This window comes from Parablautia muri (assembly GCF_009917485.1).
GTDB lineage: Bacteria > Bacillota > Clostridia > Lachnospirales > Lachnospiraceae > Suilimivivens > Suilimivivens muri.
This window is the reverse complement of sequence record NZ_QZDT01000007.1, coordinates 13,921-29,273: the sequence shown is the minus strand read 5'-3', so window position 1 is coordinate 29,273 and position 15,353 is coordinate 13,921. Positions and strand designations below refer to the sequence as shown.

General features: G+C 43.0%; 14 protein-coding genes. 3 read left to right on the top strand and 11 right to left on the bottom strand.

Translation table 11 applies throughout. The features are described from left to right. Positions 1 to 146 precede the first annotated feature (146 nt). Positions 147 to 482, top strand: coding sequence for a hypothetical protein (locus tag D5281_RS06540; RefSeq protein ID WP_160559367.1), 336 nt, complete (start codon positions 147 to 149; stop codon positions 480 to 482). Between the two features lie 101 nt (positions 483 to 583). On the opposite strand, the gene D5281_RS06535 is transcribed toward D5281_RS06540, so the two are convergent. Both D5281_RS06535 and D5281_RS06530 read right to left on the bottom strand, forming a co-directional pair. Then, a complete protein-coding gene (locus D5281_RS06535) occupies positions 584 to 919 on the bottom strand; it encodes an EamA family transporter (protein ID WP_160559366.1) in 336 nt (111 codons plus the stop codon). Continuing rightward, positions 916 to 1,275, bottom strand: coding sequence for a transporter (locus D5281_RS06530; RefSeq protein ID WP_160559365.1), 360 nt, complete (start codon positions 1,273 to 1,275; stop codon positions 916 to 918). Before D5281_RS06530 ends, D5281_RS06535 begins: the two co-directional genes overlap by 4 nt. 267 nt (positions 1,276 to 1,542) lie before the next feature. Here D5281_RS06530 and D5281_RS06525 point away from each other — a divergent pair, with 267 nt between their 5' ends. Further along, positions 1,543 to 2,856, top strand: a complete 1,314-nt coding sequence (locus D5281_RS06525) for a hypothetical protein (protein ID WP_160559364.1) — start codon at positions 1,543 to 1,545, stop codon at positions 2,854 to 2,856. 274 nt (positions 2,857 to 3,130) lie between these two features. On the opposite strand, the gene D5281_RS06520 is transcribed toward D5281_RS06525, so the two are convergent. The 7 genes from D5281_RS06520 to D5281_RS06490 form a co-directional block, all read right to left on the bottom strand. Next, entirely contained in the window at positions 3,131 to 3,508 is a 378-nt protein-coding gene (locus D5281_RS06520) for a type II toxin-antitoxin system VapC family toxin (protein ID WP_277935212.1), read from the bottom strand. A 57-nt stretch (positions 3,509 to 3,565) separates the two neighbouring features. Continuing rightward, positions 3,566 to 3,748, bottom strand: a complete 183-nt coding sequence (locus tag D5281_RS06515; RefSeq protein ID WP_330584867.1) for a hypothetical protein — start codon at positions 3,746 to 3,748, stop codon at positions 3,566 to 3,568. Between the two features lie 128 nt (positions 3,749 to 3,876). Further along, positions 3,877 to 5,028, bottom strand: a complete 1,152-nt coding sequence (locus D5281_RS06510; protein WP_160559363.1) for a hypothetical protein — start codon at positions 5,026 to 5,028, stop codon at positions 3,877 to 3,879. 82 nt (positions 5,029 to 5,110) lie between these two features. Then, a complete protein-coding gene (locus D5281_RS06505; protein WP_160559362.1) occupies positions 5,111 to 6,598 on the bottom strand; it encodes an MBOAT family O-acyltransferase in 1,488 nt (495 codons plus the stop codon). After that, entirely contained in the window at positions 6,598 to 7,401 is an 804-nt protein-coding gene (locus tag D5281_RS06500; protein ID WP_160559361.1) for a hypothetical protein, read from the bottom strand. Before D5281_RS06500 ends, D5281_RS06505 begins: the two co-directional genes overlap by 1 nt. Positions 7,402 to 7,480: 79 nt before the next feature. Next, complete coding sequence (locus D5281_RS06495) at positions 7,481 to 8,644, bottom strand: DUF6077 domain-containing protein (RefSeq protein WP_160559360.1); 1,164 nt, start codon at positions 8,642 to 8,644, stop codon at positions 7,481 to 7,483. Positions 8,645 to 8,647: 3 nt separating this feature from the next. Beyond that, complete coding sequence (locus D5281_RS06490) at positions 8,648 to 10,228, bottom strand: hypothetical protein (protein WP_160559359.1); 1,581 nt, start codon at positions 10,226 to 10,228, stop codon at positions 8,648 to 8,650. A 278-nt stretch (positions 10,229 to 10,506) separates the two neighbouring features. Here D5281_RS06490 and D5281_RS06485 point away from each other — a divergent pair, with 278 nt between their 5' ends. Continuing rightward, complete coding sequence (locus D5281_RS06485) at positions 10,507 to 11,202, top strand: MgtC/SapB family protein (RefSeq protein WP_160559358.1); 696 nt, start codon at positions 10,507 to 10,509, stop codon at positions 11,200 to 11,202. Between the two features lie 61 nt (positions 11,203 to 11,263). Here the strand turns inward: D5281_RS06485 and D5281_RS06480 are convergent, their stop codons facing one another. Beyond that, on the bottom strand, positions 11,264 to 12,580 hold the full coding sequence (locus D5281_RS06480) for an ABC transporter substrate-binding protein (protein ID WP_160559357.1): 1,317 nt from the start codon (positions 12,578 to 12,580) through the stop codon (positions 11,264 to 11,266). 141 nt (positions 12,581 to 12,721) lie between these two features. After that, positions 12,722 to 15,289 (bottom strand): hybrid sensor histidine kinase/response regulator, encoded by a 2,568-nt coding sequence (locus tag D5281_RS06475; protein WP_160559356.1) that lies wholly within the window; start codon positions 15,287 to 15,289, stop codon positions 12,722 to 12,724. Positions 15,290 to 15,353 lie beyond the last annotated feature (64 nt).

Sequence of the window (15,353 nt, the reverse complement as noted above, 5' to 3'; positions counted from 1 at the left end):
ATTTCTGACAGTTAACATAATTTTTTATCGTTTTCTGTCAACAAAATCTCAAGACAGGCTACCTATAAGTTATTGACTTTATCTGTAATACCGGTAAACTAAAAATGAGCTAACAATTATGCTTGTTTAAGAAAAGGGGAATTTATATGATGTACATGCATTTCTGCAAACCTTGTCACCGTATTTTTATGTTGAACGGGCATAAGATGATATGCCCAAAGTGCAGCAATCCATTAACGGAACTCCAAATTTCTTATCTGGACTATGTTGAGATGGATATGGAGGAGCGGGAAGCTTTTAAACGCGCCTGTGATGATGAAAATCAGTTAGGTAAATTTAAAGCTACATACCGTATGTATAAATACAGTAAATGGTATAAAGAACTTCAGGCACAAAACGAAGCCAATCTTCCGGTTACCACACTGTTAGCTGCTATGGTTCAACAAACCGCCAGCAACTATACTGTGCCTCATACACATTAATACAGGTGCCCGTATACGGGCTTGTCGGACAAAAATGCGATCACTGGACCAGGAAAGCTCCTGGTCCTTTGATTTTTATATATTTGCAATCTTAAAATTCCTCATCTATAATACACAAAAATTCCTCCTAAAATAATTGCCATTCCAAGGAGCTTTCTTTTTGTTATCTTTTCCTTAAAAAACAGATAGCTCAACAGCATCACAATCACATATCCAAGGGACTCTATCACCGGAATATTGGAAAAATCCAATCCTCTGTAAGAGAATACCGTCAGGAACATGGAAAGAAACATCATCCCATATCCGCCAATCACATAAAAGTTCAAATATTCCCGTATGGGGGAGTCATAGGTCTTGGCCGCACTCTTTTTTAAAAGAATCTGTGCAAAGGAAGCTACGCACACTGAAAACAGCAAAACCAGTATATGCATGTTCATTGTGATTTTTCCTCCTCCCCATTCAGGATAAAAATGCCAATCATCACCAGAAAAATGCCTGCCCCTTTCCACACTGTAATCTGCTCATGGAAAAGGAAAATGCTCCATCCCAAAGCCCAAAGTAAAGTCACTGCTTTATTGGCGTAAGCTACAGACAGCTCAAACTTTTTAATCACCTGCTGCCACAAAAGCGCATACACCCCAAGTATCATAACATCCACTCCATAGAGCAATATAAATTCCAGGCTAAACAGCTCTTTTCCTGATGCAAATTTTAAAACAACGCTGGATATACTGTATATAAAAAATACTGCTTGCAGCATGAGAATTTCTTTCCATCTGAATTTCTTTTTCATAATTTATCCCCGATACCCCCTGTATAGGCCTTCTAACTGCACAAATTGCATTTTACCATATCTGCCCGATATCGTATATTAAATTTTTATGAATTTATGGATTTTTCCATAAAATGATAGTAGAATAACAAAGAATTACTTCGTGCCTGCGTCCCAAATTTGCGGACTGCCGGCAGGAATGGCGATTAGTGTGAAAAATAAACTTTTCACACAACAAATTTGTGCTTTCGCCCAAATTTGAGGGCACTGGCAAGAATGGAGATTAGTATGAAAATAAATAGACACATAAAAATATCCCAAAATAAACATCTTCATCCTGAACGAAGTTCTCTTGATTTAGATGAAATTGAGGGCTTAGACGAAATACAGGTTTCCAATGAAGATGAGATTGAAGATTTGGATGAATCCCAAGATTCGGATCTTGCTGATCGCCTGGATAAAATAGAGAATTTAAATGAAACGGAAAGCTTAAATTTGGATCATGATACGCCTTTAGATGGCTCTGATGATTCGGACGAGCCGAAGGATTTAACCTACATGGAAAGCGAGGAAGATATAGAATTTCTTGATGATTTTGATCTGCCTCAAAAGAAAGCTTCCCGGAAGAAATCTAATCTTCACATAAACATGCATATTCTTTTGGTTTCTGCCATAGTACTGATTGCCATAATATCTGTTTACCGGCTAAACAAATGGAATAAAGGCAGCGCTTTGGATGATGATACACCAGATGTTGACCCTTCCCAATTTGATGTGGAAACGCTGGACATGATCATCCCCATGGATTCTTCTTTATTGGAAGGCAGGCAGGACGATGGTGTCACCACTATTTTATGTTTGGGCAATAATCCTTTTACAGATGACCATGGAGACACCAGTCTTGCCTCACAGATTGCCCAAAAGACAAATGCTGTGGTTTACGACTGTGCATTTCCGGATTCCTCCGTTGCCTGTAAATATCCTGTATATAATCCGGAATATACAAGAGACCATTTTAACTTTTATTATGTGGTGGAATGTCTGCGGAATAACGAATTTACAGCTATCGCCTCTATTGCCAATGATGAGCCTGATCCCCGATATGCGGATACTGTGGAAATCATGAAAACAGTAGATATGGACAAGGTGGATATCATTGTCATTATGTATGACAGCACAGACTATAATATGGGCACTGTTGCTGATAATCCGAATAACCCCTATGATGTTACCGCCTACACCGGCGGCCTGCGCACCACCATCAGCAACATCAAGAATACCTGGCCCCACATCCGCATCCTTGTAATGTCCCATACCTACGCTCAATATATGGATGACAACGGAGAGCTGTATAACGGCACCTTAAAAGATATCGGCAATGGCACCCTGCACCATTATCTGCTGATGGAAGCAGAAGCCGCTATGGACTGCGGCGTATCCTTTATTGATAACTACTTTGGAACCATCAATGAAGATAACTACGAAGAATATATGTCCAACTATATGCATTACAATGATGCCGGCCGTGAAAAGCTGGCTGAGCGGGTTGCAGATATTATCAACAACCATATGGGCATTGTAAGCTCCGGCAGCGCCCGATAGCCATTATCATTTTTTAGGACAGCTTTCCTATTTCCCTCCAAAAGTCCTGCCGCATAAGAGCGAATCGCCCCCCTGAACCCTCACGTTCACCATATAGGTCCATCCGGTCAGCAGCGTAAAGGAAGTAACACTGACTGCCTCTTTGGCAAATTTCGCTGCCTGATCCGGATTTTACCATAAATGTTTTTTATTTTCTCCTAGGTTCAGCCTTCAATGGGGGTTCCTAAGCAAATACCGATAATCTTCGCCTGCCTGCATAATACCTTCTATGCAGTTATCTTTCATTGTCATTTTCACCTTCTTCTGTCATCTGCAGACTTTCAATTTTTGCCAGGTATTCAGCTGGCGTATAGGCACTCACACTACTCCGCCTGAAATCCCGAACATTTCTTGTAATAATACAATCTGCATGTATACGTTCCGCAATTGCACAATGTACGGCATCCTCAAAATCATCCCATTTCATCTCGGCAGCATTTGTAATATCAGATACGCACAAGTCCGTTAACCCAAATATCAATTTCAGTTTCTGAAGGATTTCTTCAATTTTGTTAGGATTCAGCTCTTTTCTCATTACATAGATAAGATTGGCAATTGTCAGGGATGTCACATATCCTTCAGCCGATTCCGTTTCACACCATTTCCAAATCAAAGATGAATCATAAAAATATGGTTCTCTTTTTGCAACACATCCAACAGGATATTTGCATCAATCAGCAATCTCATATTTTTCGTCCAGTCTCTCTTTCCGCTCCTTATCAAGGTCATAATTATTCTTAAGGATTCCGGTAAGGGAATCTGTCAGATAAGACACCGCTGCATCTTTTGGAATAAATCTTTCAATTTCTTTTCCGTTTTTCGTTACAATAACTTCACTGCCGTTTATAACCATATTTAAGTATTTCCAAAATTATTCTGCATTTCTGCAGCCGTTGCCGTGGCACCAATCATAAGCTGTCCCTCCTTTATTTTAGCTAATTTTATTGTACTATTAATCAGCTAATTTGTTAAGATACTTTATTACTTGCGCGAAAGCAGCTCCTCAAAGTCAAAGCTTTCCACAATTTCCTGCATATGCAGAAGATATTCCTCTATCCCGGTCCCCTTTTCTCCTTCCTTGGCCACCAGGCACTCACCAGACGCAAAGCACTCTGCCATATAACGGTTATATCTGGGATGGTAATGGCTGTAATCCGCATAGTTATTTAAATCACAGATAATTTCTTCTCTGTCCGGGAAAAAATAAAGTTTCACATTTTCGTATTCATTCAGACGGTTTGCAATGTATCTGTACACCTCAATGGTGGCCTCCAAATGATTTTCCAAAAGCACATCGTTCCAGAACAAAATACTGTAGGGCGGAAAAAATATTACAAATTCCGTTTCCGGATTACCTTCTATATATGGACAGATATTGGCCGCCAGGTTTTTTTCCACTGATGCGAGGTAGGCATCCGGTAGAGTTTCCTGCGCAACTTTCCCGGGCGGGGTATAATTGTGCAATACCCACTCCTGGCTGTAATATTCCTCCGTCCACCAGCTTGCATAAACGTTTGACAGATCCGTAGGCTCCGGGTCGGCCATAGGCCGCAGAATATAGTTCAAAATCACATCCTTATTGAGCAAATATTTGATATCATTTAAATTGTGATCGTCATACAAATATTCCGGGATAGGATATTTTGTCTCATCCACGCCGCCGGTATACGTGATCACATCCACGCCCAAAAAGACGCTCCTGACCTTCTTTGTTTCCTTATTTCCGTCACCTTGGGAAACAGCGCCGGAAGGTTTCCTGAAAATAATTTCCATAATGTTGGACTGGTCCTTTGGGAAAGCCCCGCTGTAACTGAGCTTAATTGTATTTAAGTCCATCAGCTCCTTAAACCAGGTTGCCTGGAAATTAACTGTCATGGAGGACCCTAAGATTACGCTGTCATACTCCATATGGGCGGCCATTCCCGGATTTTGCGCTAATTGATTGTCCACCAGATAGGGAAACCCTTTTAAAGGGCTGTGATAATAAAAAAAAGGGTCCACATACACCACCAGCGCACCTGCTAAAAGCAAGGCGCAAAGGGCCATTGACAAGGTAAGGAAAACAGCCTTTTTAAAGGGATTTTGTTCTTTTTTCTTCTTCTGGTTTAAAAGATTTTCTTGATTGCTTTTCATATCCTTACTTCCCACCGCTCTTTATCCTGTTTCCATCCTTCCACAAAATAAGCACAGGTAAATTTACCAGTTCCCCAATTCCCTAAAAGTTAACATACAAAAAGGAACTTACACCGGAAAAAGACAGGATGCTCCACACAAGCAGGACCGCCATGATCCCACTGTTTATCACACTGGGCTTTGCCCTTCCTGCCACGTTCAAAGCGCTTTTTCCACAAAACACCAGCAAAAGCCCTCCCGCCACAAGCAAAACCATCAGGATATAATGCGCATTCTGCCACCGATCCAGTCTAAGAACCTTAATCACATACCAAAATTCATCCAGATTAAAGCAGCCCGCCAAATCCCAGCTGAATCTGCTCAATTGAAAGCTACCAATCCTCTTAATAAGCGCCGCAGCCTCCTTCACAGAAGACGCCCGAAAGAAAATCCATGCCACATTCACATAAAGAAATGTCAATAACACACGAAAGCCCCGCCCCAGGGGTTCCCAAAATCCTCTGTCTTCCGTCTCCTTTTTAGCCCTTTTTTCTGTCCTGTTACCGGCCCGGATGATGTCGCTGTCCTGCCATATACGTGTAAACACGTAACATACTCCGTGCATCAGCCCCCACACAATAAACTGCCAGCCCACTCCGTGCCAGATTCCGCTTACCAGAAACACCAGAAGACAGTTTAAATAGGTCCTCGCCCTTCCCTTCCGGTTTCCTCCAAGGGGAATATAAAGGTATTTCGTAAAAAACCTGGTAAGGGTGATATGCCACCTTTTCCAAAATTCTATGATATTATCCGCCTTATAAGGGGAGTCAAAATTAACAGGCAGCTCAAAGCCAAGCATACCCGCTATTCCCATAGCCATATCACAATATCCACTGAAATCAAAATAAAGCTGAAGGGTATAGGAAAGCATCACAATTATCCCATCCCCTGTATTTAACGCCTGCAGATTGGTATAGCCAAAATCAACCGCTTTTCCAAAAGTATCCGCAAGCAAAACCTTTTTAGACAGCCCCAAAATGAACAAATAAAAGCTCCTGTAGATCCTCTCCCAGGATACTGTTTTGTCCCTTTTTTCAAACTGGGGAAACATTTCTTTTGGCAGGGCAATAGGTCCTTGCATGATTTTAGGAAAAAAGCTTACATAAAGCCCATAGGAAAGAGGATCCGCTTTCTGCAGGTTTCCTCCGTATGATTCCACCAAAAAAGCTATCTGCGTAAAAGTAAAAAAGCTGATGCCCAATGGTAAAAAGCCGCCTCCTAAATATTTAAAGCAAATCAGCGCGCCCAAATTTAAAATAAGCCCTGCTGCCAGCGCCGCCTTTTTTCTTTCCTGCTTTCCCATAAGCCGGAACAGTCCGTAATTTACCGCCATGCTGCCAAGTAAAACCGGCATATGCGAAAGGCTCGTCCAACCATAAAAAACCAGGGACGCTGCCAGCAAAAATCCATTTGCCCCCTTTACTTGATAGGGCTCCCTTAAGGCGCTTTGCCCTATTCTTTTGATTAAACCATATCCCGCTAAAACAAGAGGAAAAAACAAAAACAGAAATTCGTAAGAATTAAAAAGCATTATTCCTCATCCTCATAATAAACCTGCCACTCATTCACAACCTGCGCAGTGACCGGATCTTCATAAATCAGATACCCATCGATTTCATCCAAAAGCAGCAATCCGCACGCCTCGGGGTCTTCCTTTGTGCGCCGCTCCTTTGACAAAATAATATACTGGCAATATTCTTCCCGGGTTGCCTTTAGCAGCTCCTCCATATCCACCACCTCCGGCTTTTCCATCGCCTCATAGACCGCATTGTAATAATCCCATGCGTTCACTAGCATTTCTCTGCCGTAAGGCATATTAATAGAAGTATTATATTGTCTGACAAAATGAATCAGCTCTCCGGGCATAACCGCCGACACCCGGCTCTCCTCATCCTCCGGCCCAATCAAATCACATATATTTACCACCGTATCCGGTATATGATAAAGATTCTCCGCCCTTGAAATATAGGTTCCCTGATACACGTAGCTGCCACATGCTGCTATCAAAGAAGCTCCAGCCACCAGTCCAATCCTCCTGTGCCGCTCAAAAAGTCGGCACATACCATAAACAAAAATAATGCCCAACGGAATCGTCCATAAAATACGATAATAAGTCTCCCCGTCCAGCCCTATCGCCACAAATCCTTTTCTGCTTACCGGAAATAGAAATAAAGCCACCACAATCATCGGTGCATACACCAACAAAATTCGGATACTCTTATTTTTTTCCGTCACAAGCAGATAAACCCATGCAACAACAGACAGCAAAAGCAGCAGCTTAAGACCGGTATATAATTTTAAGATGACGAAGCTTTCCATAAAGATTCCAAACATAAATTTTCTCCTCACCTATCGCTCATAGAATCCGTAATTACGAACCAATCATTTACAAGAATATTCCGATAATAAAAATCTAAGGAACAAATATCCCATGGGTCAATGCCAGATAAAGCAGCACATAAACGCCACCCGGAATGCAGCTAAATCCTGCTTTTATCAAAATGCCAATCCGTCTTTCCCTGATGGCTAACAAAAGCCCGAAACCTGCCGTCATCAGACAACTGAGCAAAATTGCCAGCGAGCTGCTTGCCCCTCCTGCCAAATTCAGGCAGGCCAGCAAAACCCAGAATCCTTTTTTCCTACGCCTACCATGCTCCGGCCTCTCAATCCATTTCCCCTGGTTATTCATTCCTTTGGGCGCTATGAGGCCTTCTTCTTCCGTTTCTTTAGAAGCAAACAGGCATAAGAAAATCCACAGCACAGCCGGTATCACAAAATTACCTGCAAAAGATTTTCCCTGCCAGGTTCTTGTAAGGAAAAAAGTCTCCACAGTGTAGATAGAAATATTTCCAAAAAGCTGCCAAAGGGCAATCAGCACCATGAACATAGGAAGCAGCCTTTTTTTCCCCTCCAAAAGCACCTTTCCGATTTGAAAATACAGCACATAAGTCAGCGGTATCAACACAAGAGGCACCACACTATGGGCAATTATTGTGGCATGAATTTTGCACATTCTGCCAAGATAAGCTTCCCACACAGGAAAAAGTGCCAGCGCATGCCGCACATCTAATGGCGCACTCCTTCCCGTATAAGGATTAACACGGTATAACGTGTCTACCTGCTGGGCAATCAGCGCCTGGACTCCATAATAAGCATCATCTCCATCAAAAGATGCCCTTGTAAAAGACATATACATCTGAAATCCTGCCAGCGTCAAAAAAAGCGCCAGCATAATCTTTTCTTCCAATGAAGATTCCATTAACGGACTAAAACCGTCAAAATTAAGCCCATATCCTCTTTTCTTCCCACAAAGGGCAATCCCTGCTCCTGTCAAAGACAGAACGAATATTACCGGCGTAAACCACTTTACAAAAGTGGTAAGTCCATGATAAACCGTAAAGAGGACTACCGGAATACCCACTATTTCCAGCGCAGCAAAGAAAAGAATATATCCTGCCGCAAATACTGCCCCCACATTTCTGAAACGTTTCTGAAACAAAGGCGTAAAATTAAGCCCCATACAAAAGGGCAGCACAACCAGCCATAAAATTAAACCAAGTATTTTAACTGCTATCATTTATTACCTCTTTTCCTCTTTACGCCGGAACAGATAATAAGTAAACGCCTGTCCATCCTGGTACCAGGGTTCCTCCCCCACCAGCTCATAGTTCTCCCATATTACCTCCGGGTAGGAATCCCTTGCCAGACAGTAATCCACCCATCCCTCTTTAAGGTATCTTTCCTGTTCCTTTAATACCTCATCCATTCCCACGGTCTGCGTCTGAAACCACCTGCAGGTGGGCACAATATCACAGACCGTATATAGCCCTGCATCCAGGCATCCTATATTGAGCAGAGTAGGATCAGGCGTCTGCTCCACAATCTCTTTAAATTTATATAAAAAAATGTCCTCTTTCTTTTCCTGCATATGAGGAATGTTCATAGAGTTTAACCAGATAATTCCCAGTCCCAGCGCTGTGACAAGCCCCCCTGCTATATGCACCATCACCGGATTGTCTGTTATCTTTTTCCTCTTATCGCCGCCTTTTTCTTTTTCAATATGGAAAACTTTTTCCATAATCCGCTCTGCTCCCTGCCCAAGAAGTCCAAACCCAAGGACCGTAAACACAGACAGCGGCAGCGCATAATATGGCAACTCTGAGCCTCCCACATAAATCCCCAAAAACAAAAAGAAACACAGTGCAAGTAAGTTAAAACGTTCCAGCCACTTCTTCCTTCTGCCGCACATTTCCCAAAGCACACCTGGGATCAGAAAAACAAAATAAATCATATTTTTCCTGACCACCCAATACAGCAGCTTACTTAAAGTATATATTCTCTCATACAAGCCAGGGCCTTCCCCGTTTAAGTTGCTGTACATAAACACATTAATATAAACATAGCCCCAATACCATTCATACAGCCCATGATTTATGCCAAAATAAATCACCCAGGGAATGAAAGGAACCGCCATACCTGAAAGAAAAATAACGCATCCCTTTACCGCCCCCCAAAAATCCCTCATTGCCAGAAAAGAAAAGGCCATGCACATCATCCATGCAAAGAAAAATCCAAGTGAAGTAAACTTAATGTTTGCAACTATCCCTGCCAGCAGGCCATTTATAAAAATGACCTTCCACTCCACCTTTTTGTTCGGATACCCGTTTTTAAAATAATGCAGCGAATCATACAACCCCCAAATCAAAAAGGGCAGGCAAACCTCCTCTGCGCTTCCTCCCCAATAAAAGCTAAAGGAGCTTACTGTTACGGCAAGAACCAGCGGACTAAGCAAAAGCGCTGTGTTTCTTTTTACATAGAGCTGCAAAATCCGGCAGATTCCAAATAAATCAAAAATTGCTAATATCACTTCCAGCAAGAACACACCAATAAAGGTCGTGTGCGATATAAGATATGCAAGCCCATATAAGAAATAAAGATACATACCCTTCTGGTCAAACACATCCCTGTAGGGCATCTTTCCATGAAAAAGCGCTTTTCCCACGGAAAAATAGCTGTTGGCATCATTCCAGTCATTGCATGGATAAAGGAAAGAGGAACGGGTAGCCAGCATCATCAGCAAAAATGCAGCTATCACCAGGAAAAGCGCATCTGCCATCCGTTTATTCCCTGTTAAAGCCATCCTTCTCCTCTCATCCGCCATACAAATCCTCCCTCCTGCCAGTTAAATTGATCAAACCGGTAAAGAGCCTGTCAAAATTTTACATTCCGTATTATACCGTATTTTTGTACAGTTCTCAAGTTACGATTCACGACCTAAGGGCTGTTCATCATAACATTCAAAATATCACAATGTTCCTGCAATTTTTTTCGTACATTGACGCTAAAATACCCGGCTGTTATAATTTTAATATAGGATATAACCTTCCCATTGATTATCAAATTTAGTCAAAACAGTCGCTAAAGAAAGGGGAAATTATCATGCTTGAACAGATAAAAATCCTGAGAGAACTTACCCTGCCTGCTATACTTCTGCGCATATTTCTTTCTATGATTTTCAGCGGAATTTTAGGATATGAGAGGGAAAAGAAGCACCGCCCGGCCGGCTTTAGAACTTATATCATTGTTTGTCTGGGTTCCACCCTGGCCATGATGACCGGGCTTTATATTTCCGCTCTCACAGGCTCCTCAGATCCGGCCCGGATTCCGGCACAAGCCATCAGTGGCATTGGGTTTTTAGGCGCCGGAACCATACTTGTCACAAGACAGAACCGGGTCAGGGGCCTTACAACTGCTGCCGGTCTTTGGGCCGTTGCCTGTCTTGGCCTTTCTCTGGGAGCCGGGTTTTACACCGGCGCTCTGATCTTCTTTACGGCTATCTGGGCTTCTATCTGGATTCTCCGCTCCGTTGACAACCGGCTGATTGACCGTTCAAAAACAGTTCATTTATTTGTTGAATTTTCCAAAACAGAATATTTAAGCAAATTTCTTTCTCTGGCCAGGGAGCGAAACTGTATCGTAAATAACCTGGAAATTTCCCGTGCGGAAAATGATAATAAAGATACCTCTATTTCCGTAACCATGACCATGCATTTTCATGAGGCAGTGAATTATGCACAGATCATTGAATCTTACGGTTCTCTTGAAGGCGTTGTATTTATAAAAAAATACGATTAACCCAAATGATATTTTCCGTTACATGCCAGAAATAGTTCCCCAAACCTGATATGCCAGGCCTTTATTTATTTAAGGCTTCTTCCTGAAGCTTATCAAAGGCCTCCATACATTCGTCCACCGTTGCACCGTTTAAAAGTTCACGCACAATCAGGCAGGTGTTTCCCCATTGCTCTACCTTCATGCCGGCGTTAGATCCCAGCACGTATATATTTTCATTTATCTTATCATTCAGAGGCTTCAGCGCATCAATACACTCTACCTCTATGTTTTGGGAAGGGGAGATAACTTTGTTGGTCTCAGTATATAGTTTAAGCGCCTCATCAGAAAGAATCGTGTCCAGAACAGCGATTGTATCCTCTAGGTGTTCAGCATCTTTGCCAATTGCGTATCCTGTCATAGATACAACCGGCATTTGTCCAAGCTTACTGGGAAATCCAATGACCTGAAGGTTAAAATCAGTTTTACCGTAAGCAATGTCTGAATTTGCAGCGCCCCAATAGGCCATCACAATAGGCGTCTTCTGGTCCAGGAAGTCTGCGCCCTCTCCCTCTATTGCTTCGTAGGTATAGGCGGTTTCGGCATCTATATATCCTTTGTCAATCAGCTCCTTCAAATATTCAAATCCGGGACGCATGTAATCGCTGTATTTGGCCTCGCCTTCATTGAGCGCCTCAATCAGGGCCTCCGTATCGCCTCCGTTGTACAGCTCCGCATATGCCTGTGCAAAGACAAAATTTTCCAGCCACCAGCGGTTTGCACCAATAGGGGTTTCAATGCCGTTTTCCTTGAATACCCTGCAGCATTCCATAAATTCCTCAGGCGTATTTGGAAGTGCAAGCTCATATTGGTCGAACATATCTTTGTTTAAAAACAGGCCGTGGGCGACTACCTCCTGAGGGATCGCCACCAGTTTACCGTCCACTGTATTGGCAGTTTTTACCGCTTCCCGCAGATTTTTTGCGCTCTCGAGCACAGATAGATCTAAGAGTTCTCCTTCAGCGCCTAATATTTGAATTGTATCAGGGTTTAGCAGGTATAAATCATCCATATTATTGCGTACCCGGTCAAGCGTTACCTCATCATATGTCCTTTCCTGATAATTCTCTGCAGTGTATGTCCTGTAGCGGACCGTCAGCTCAAGCTTCTCCTCCGCCATTTCAACCGTTAAATCAAAAGCAGTTCTTGCAATATTACTCACATTGGGCTTTGATTTTTCCATAGGCCCGAACAAATTGATAATCCTCTCATCCGCATCTTCGGCGGAAACAAGATTTTCATGGGTATTCGTCTTACCGCAGGCTGTCAATGGCAGTATCATGATTCCAATCAAGCAGGTCGCCCACAGCTTATGGAGGCTTCCCTTTCTATTCATTTTCATTCTCATTCTCCTTTCACATCTATGAAACTTGCACCAGCAGACTACGTTTCCATCTGACCGAAGGGAAATCTGCCCCTGGCCGAAAGCGATTTGGGATAGGCAGATTTCGTAAGCAGCAAGGCCGAAGGCTGAGCTGTTACATTAAGATATATCGCGGATTGTTTTCTTTAATGTATCCATATGAATCGGTTTTGCCACATGGGCGTTCATTCCGGCGTTTAAAGCATCTCTTACATCTTCTGCAAAAGCGTTTGCCGTCATGGCAATGATTGGTATACCATTTGCATCAGGACGCTTGAGCAGGCGTATTTTTTTGGATGCTTCATAGCCGTTCATAACCGGCATCTGAACATCCATCAAAATAGCGTCAAATTCTCCTACAGCAGACCGTTCAAACCGTTCTAATACCAATTGCCCGTTTTCTGCTATTTCGCAGGATGCGCCTTCCATATCTAAAAGCTCCGAGAGAATTTCCGCATTGATGTCATTGTCTTCCGCTACAAGGAAATGCAGCCCCTTAAGCCCAGCATCTCCTTCGCCCTCTAATTCCGTTTTGTCATTATCCCTGGCGGCCGGCTGCATACCAAGAAGCGCCTCCTTGAATGCAGATACAAAAAATGGTTTCCCAAGGTATCCAACATTTTCCATAGAAGAAGACTTTGTATGCACATCATCGCCATCATCGGACGTAAGGAACAGAATCGGAACAGTTTCCGGTATGAACTCCCGGAATTTCTCAGCCATCGCGGCTCCATCCATATCCGCCATTGTATATTCCAATAGGACCACCTGGTAACCTTCTCCGCTGTCAAAGGCATGCTGCACCATGCCCAAAGCCTCCTGCCCGCTTAAGGCGGTATCCACAGTTATGCCGGTATCCTTCATAAGCATCTTGATACTCTTGCAGATATCGGCATCCTCGTCCACTGCCAGAATCCGGTTGATTCCACTGTCCGTCCAGAACTGTCTGTCCGACTGCTCGCTGGGTATGCGAAGTTCTAAATCAACTCTAAAAAGACTGCCCTTATCAACCTCGCTGAAAACTTCAATTGTCCCGCCCATAAGCTCTACAAGATTCTTTGTAATTGCCATACCCAGCCCGGCGCCCTGAACCTTGTTCGTAGTGCTGTTCTCCGCCCTGGTAAAGGCATCGAAAATGGTCTCTAAAAATTCCGGCGTCATGCCGTATCCATCGTCCTCTACCTCTATCCGGATATGCTCATATTGGGCGGAACGCTGCTTCTGCCCGATAATGCGGAACCAGATATTCCCTTTTCCCGGCGTATATTTTACCGAATTCGAGAGAAGGTTAATCAATATCTGATTAATTCTAGTCTCATCCCCTATCAGATATTCATGCTGAACGTCTGTCACTGTGACAAAAAAATTCTGAGCCTTTTCTTTTGCCATTGGGCGGATAATCGCGTCTACAGAGGATACCAGGTCGTTCAAAGTGAACTCTCCGGTGGTAAGAACCATTTTTCCGCTCTCAATTTTAGAGACCTCCAGAACATCATTAATCAGACTAAGCAAATGCTGGCCGGACGATGTAATCTTTCTCGTGTACTCCCTTACCTTCACCGGATTATCTGCGTCCTTGGAAAGCAAGGTGGTAAATCCCAAAATGGCATTCATAGGCGTGCGGATATCGTGGGACATATTGGAGAGGAACATGGTTTTGGAATTACTTGCAATCTGTGCCGCATTCAGCGCTTCTGCTAACTGCTTGTTATGAATCTCCCTCTCCGCTTCCTGTTCCTTTCGTATTGCCTCCTGTTCTTTCTGGTTAAAAAAGTAAAGCGTGCAGCACAGGAAGAAGGCAATCAGCATAACCAGCACTACGATAAGAATATTCTGGTTTACGGAGCGTCCTTCCTGTTGAATGGCTTCAATCGGCACATATCCGATCAGGTAAAATGCCCCATCGTTTACCGCCCACATATAAATCAGGGCGTTTTTATTTCTGATATCATGGTAAAACATGATATTTTCTCCTGCACGGATGGTTTTCGCAACCTTTTCCTGAAGTTTTTCCTCCATAATATTGTTGGCGCGATAAAAATCCGTCAGGTTCAGATGCCCCGCATCCCGCTCGCCCATCCCCGTAGGCTTTAATACCAGTCTCTCGCTCTTGCTGTCCATAATATACAGCATCGCTTTTCCGTCATAAAGAGCGTTCGGAAGTATCGCTTCAAAAGAGTCAATGGCGTACTCAATATAGAGCGCGGCTATCTCTTTTTCATTTTTTATAACAGGACATTTCATGGTATATGCCCATGTTCCCATATCGTTTAAATAGGATTGGGTCAGCGATAGGGTGCCGGCTTTTTTCCCCAGGGAAAAATCCAGCGTGTTTTCCGAAAATACCTCTCCCGTACTGGAAATACCCTCTGTTTCGCCCTCCATGATCAAAGATACTTTCGTTATCGTCTGGTTTTTATTGTAAGAGCGGATGAATTCATAAGGGTCCTGGACAACAGCAATTTCCTGGGCAATCAGATCCTGAAATTCCGCTTCTTTCACTAAAACAGCCTCTATCGTTCCCTTCACCAGGGCAAGGCTGTCGCTAAGATTATTAATTGCCGAGTCGGACATCTCTTGGGAAGTCTTTCTCGCCACAGAGAATACCACCACTCCTAAAATACAAAAAACTAATATAATCGAAATCAGCAAAGAGCCTTTTTGGCTGATTTTGGGCTTATTTTTCATAGTGAACTCCGTTCCCGAAGTCTTGGTTGAAGATTTCGCCATTTTTATTTTTATGTTCTTACTA

Coding starts and splice junctions, on each gene's coding strand:
- D5281_RS06540 (WP_160559367.1), top strand. CDS start 147: ATGATGTACATGCATTTCTGCAAACCTTGTCACCGTATTTTTATGTTG.
- D5281_RS06535 (WP_160559366.1), bottom strand. CDS start 919: ATGAACATGCATATACTGGTTTTGCTGTTTTCAGTGTGCGTAGCTTCC.
- D5281_RS06530 (WP_160559365.1), bottom strand. CDS start 1,275: ATGAAAAAGAAATTCAGATGGAAAGAAATTCTCATGCTGCAAGCAGTA.
- D5281_RS06525 (WP_160559364.1), top strand. CDS start 1,543: ATGAAAATAAATAGACACATAAAAATATCCCAAAATAAACATCTTCAT.
- D5281_RS06515 (WP_330584867.1), bottom strand. CDS start 3,748: ATGGTTATAAACGGCAGTGAAGTTATTGTAACGAAAAACGGAAAAGAA.
- D5281_RS06510 (WP_160559363.1), bottom strand. CDS start 5,028: ATGAAAAGCAATCAAGAAAATCTTTTAAACCAGAAGAAGAAAAAAGAA.
- D5281_RS06505 (WP_160559362.1), bottom strand. CDS start 6,598: ATGCTTTTTAATTCTTACGAATTTCTGTTTTTGTTTTTTCCTCTTGTT.
- D5281_RS06500 (WP_160559361.1), bottom strand. CDS start 7,401: ATGTTTGGAATCTTTATGGAAAGCTTCGTCATCTTAAAATTATATACC.
- D5281_RS06495 (WP_160559360.1), bottom strand. CDS start 8,644: ATGATAGCAGTTAAAATACTTGGTTTAATTTTATGGCTGGTTGTGCTG.
- D5281_RS06490 (WP_160559359.1), bottom strand. CDS start 10,228: ATGGCGGATGAGAGGAGAAGGATGGCTTTAACAGGGAATAAACGGATG.
- D5281_RS06485 (WP_160559358.1), top strand. CDS start 10,507: ATGCTTGAACAGATAAAAATCCTGAGAGAACTTACCCTGCCTGCTATA.
- D5281_RS06480 (WP_160559357.1), bottom strand. CDS start 12,580: ATGAAAATGAATAGAAAGGGAAGCCTCCATAAGCTGTGGGCGACCTGC.
- D5281_RS06475 (WP_160559356.1), bottom strand. CDS start 15,289: ATGAAAAATAAGCCCAAAATCAGCCAAAAAGGCTCTTTGCTGATTTCG.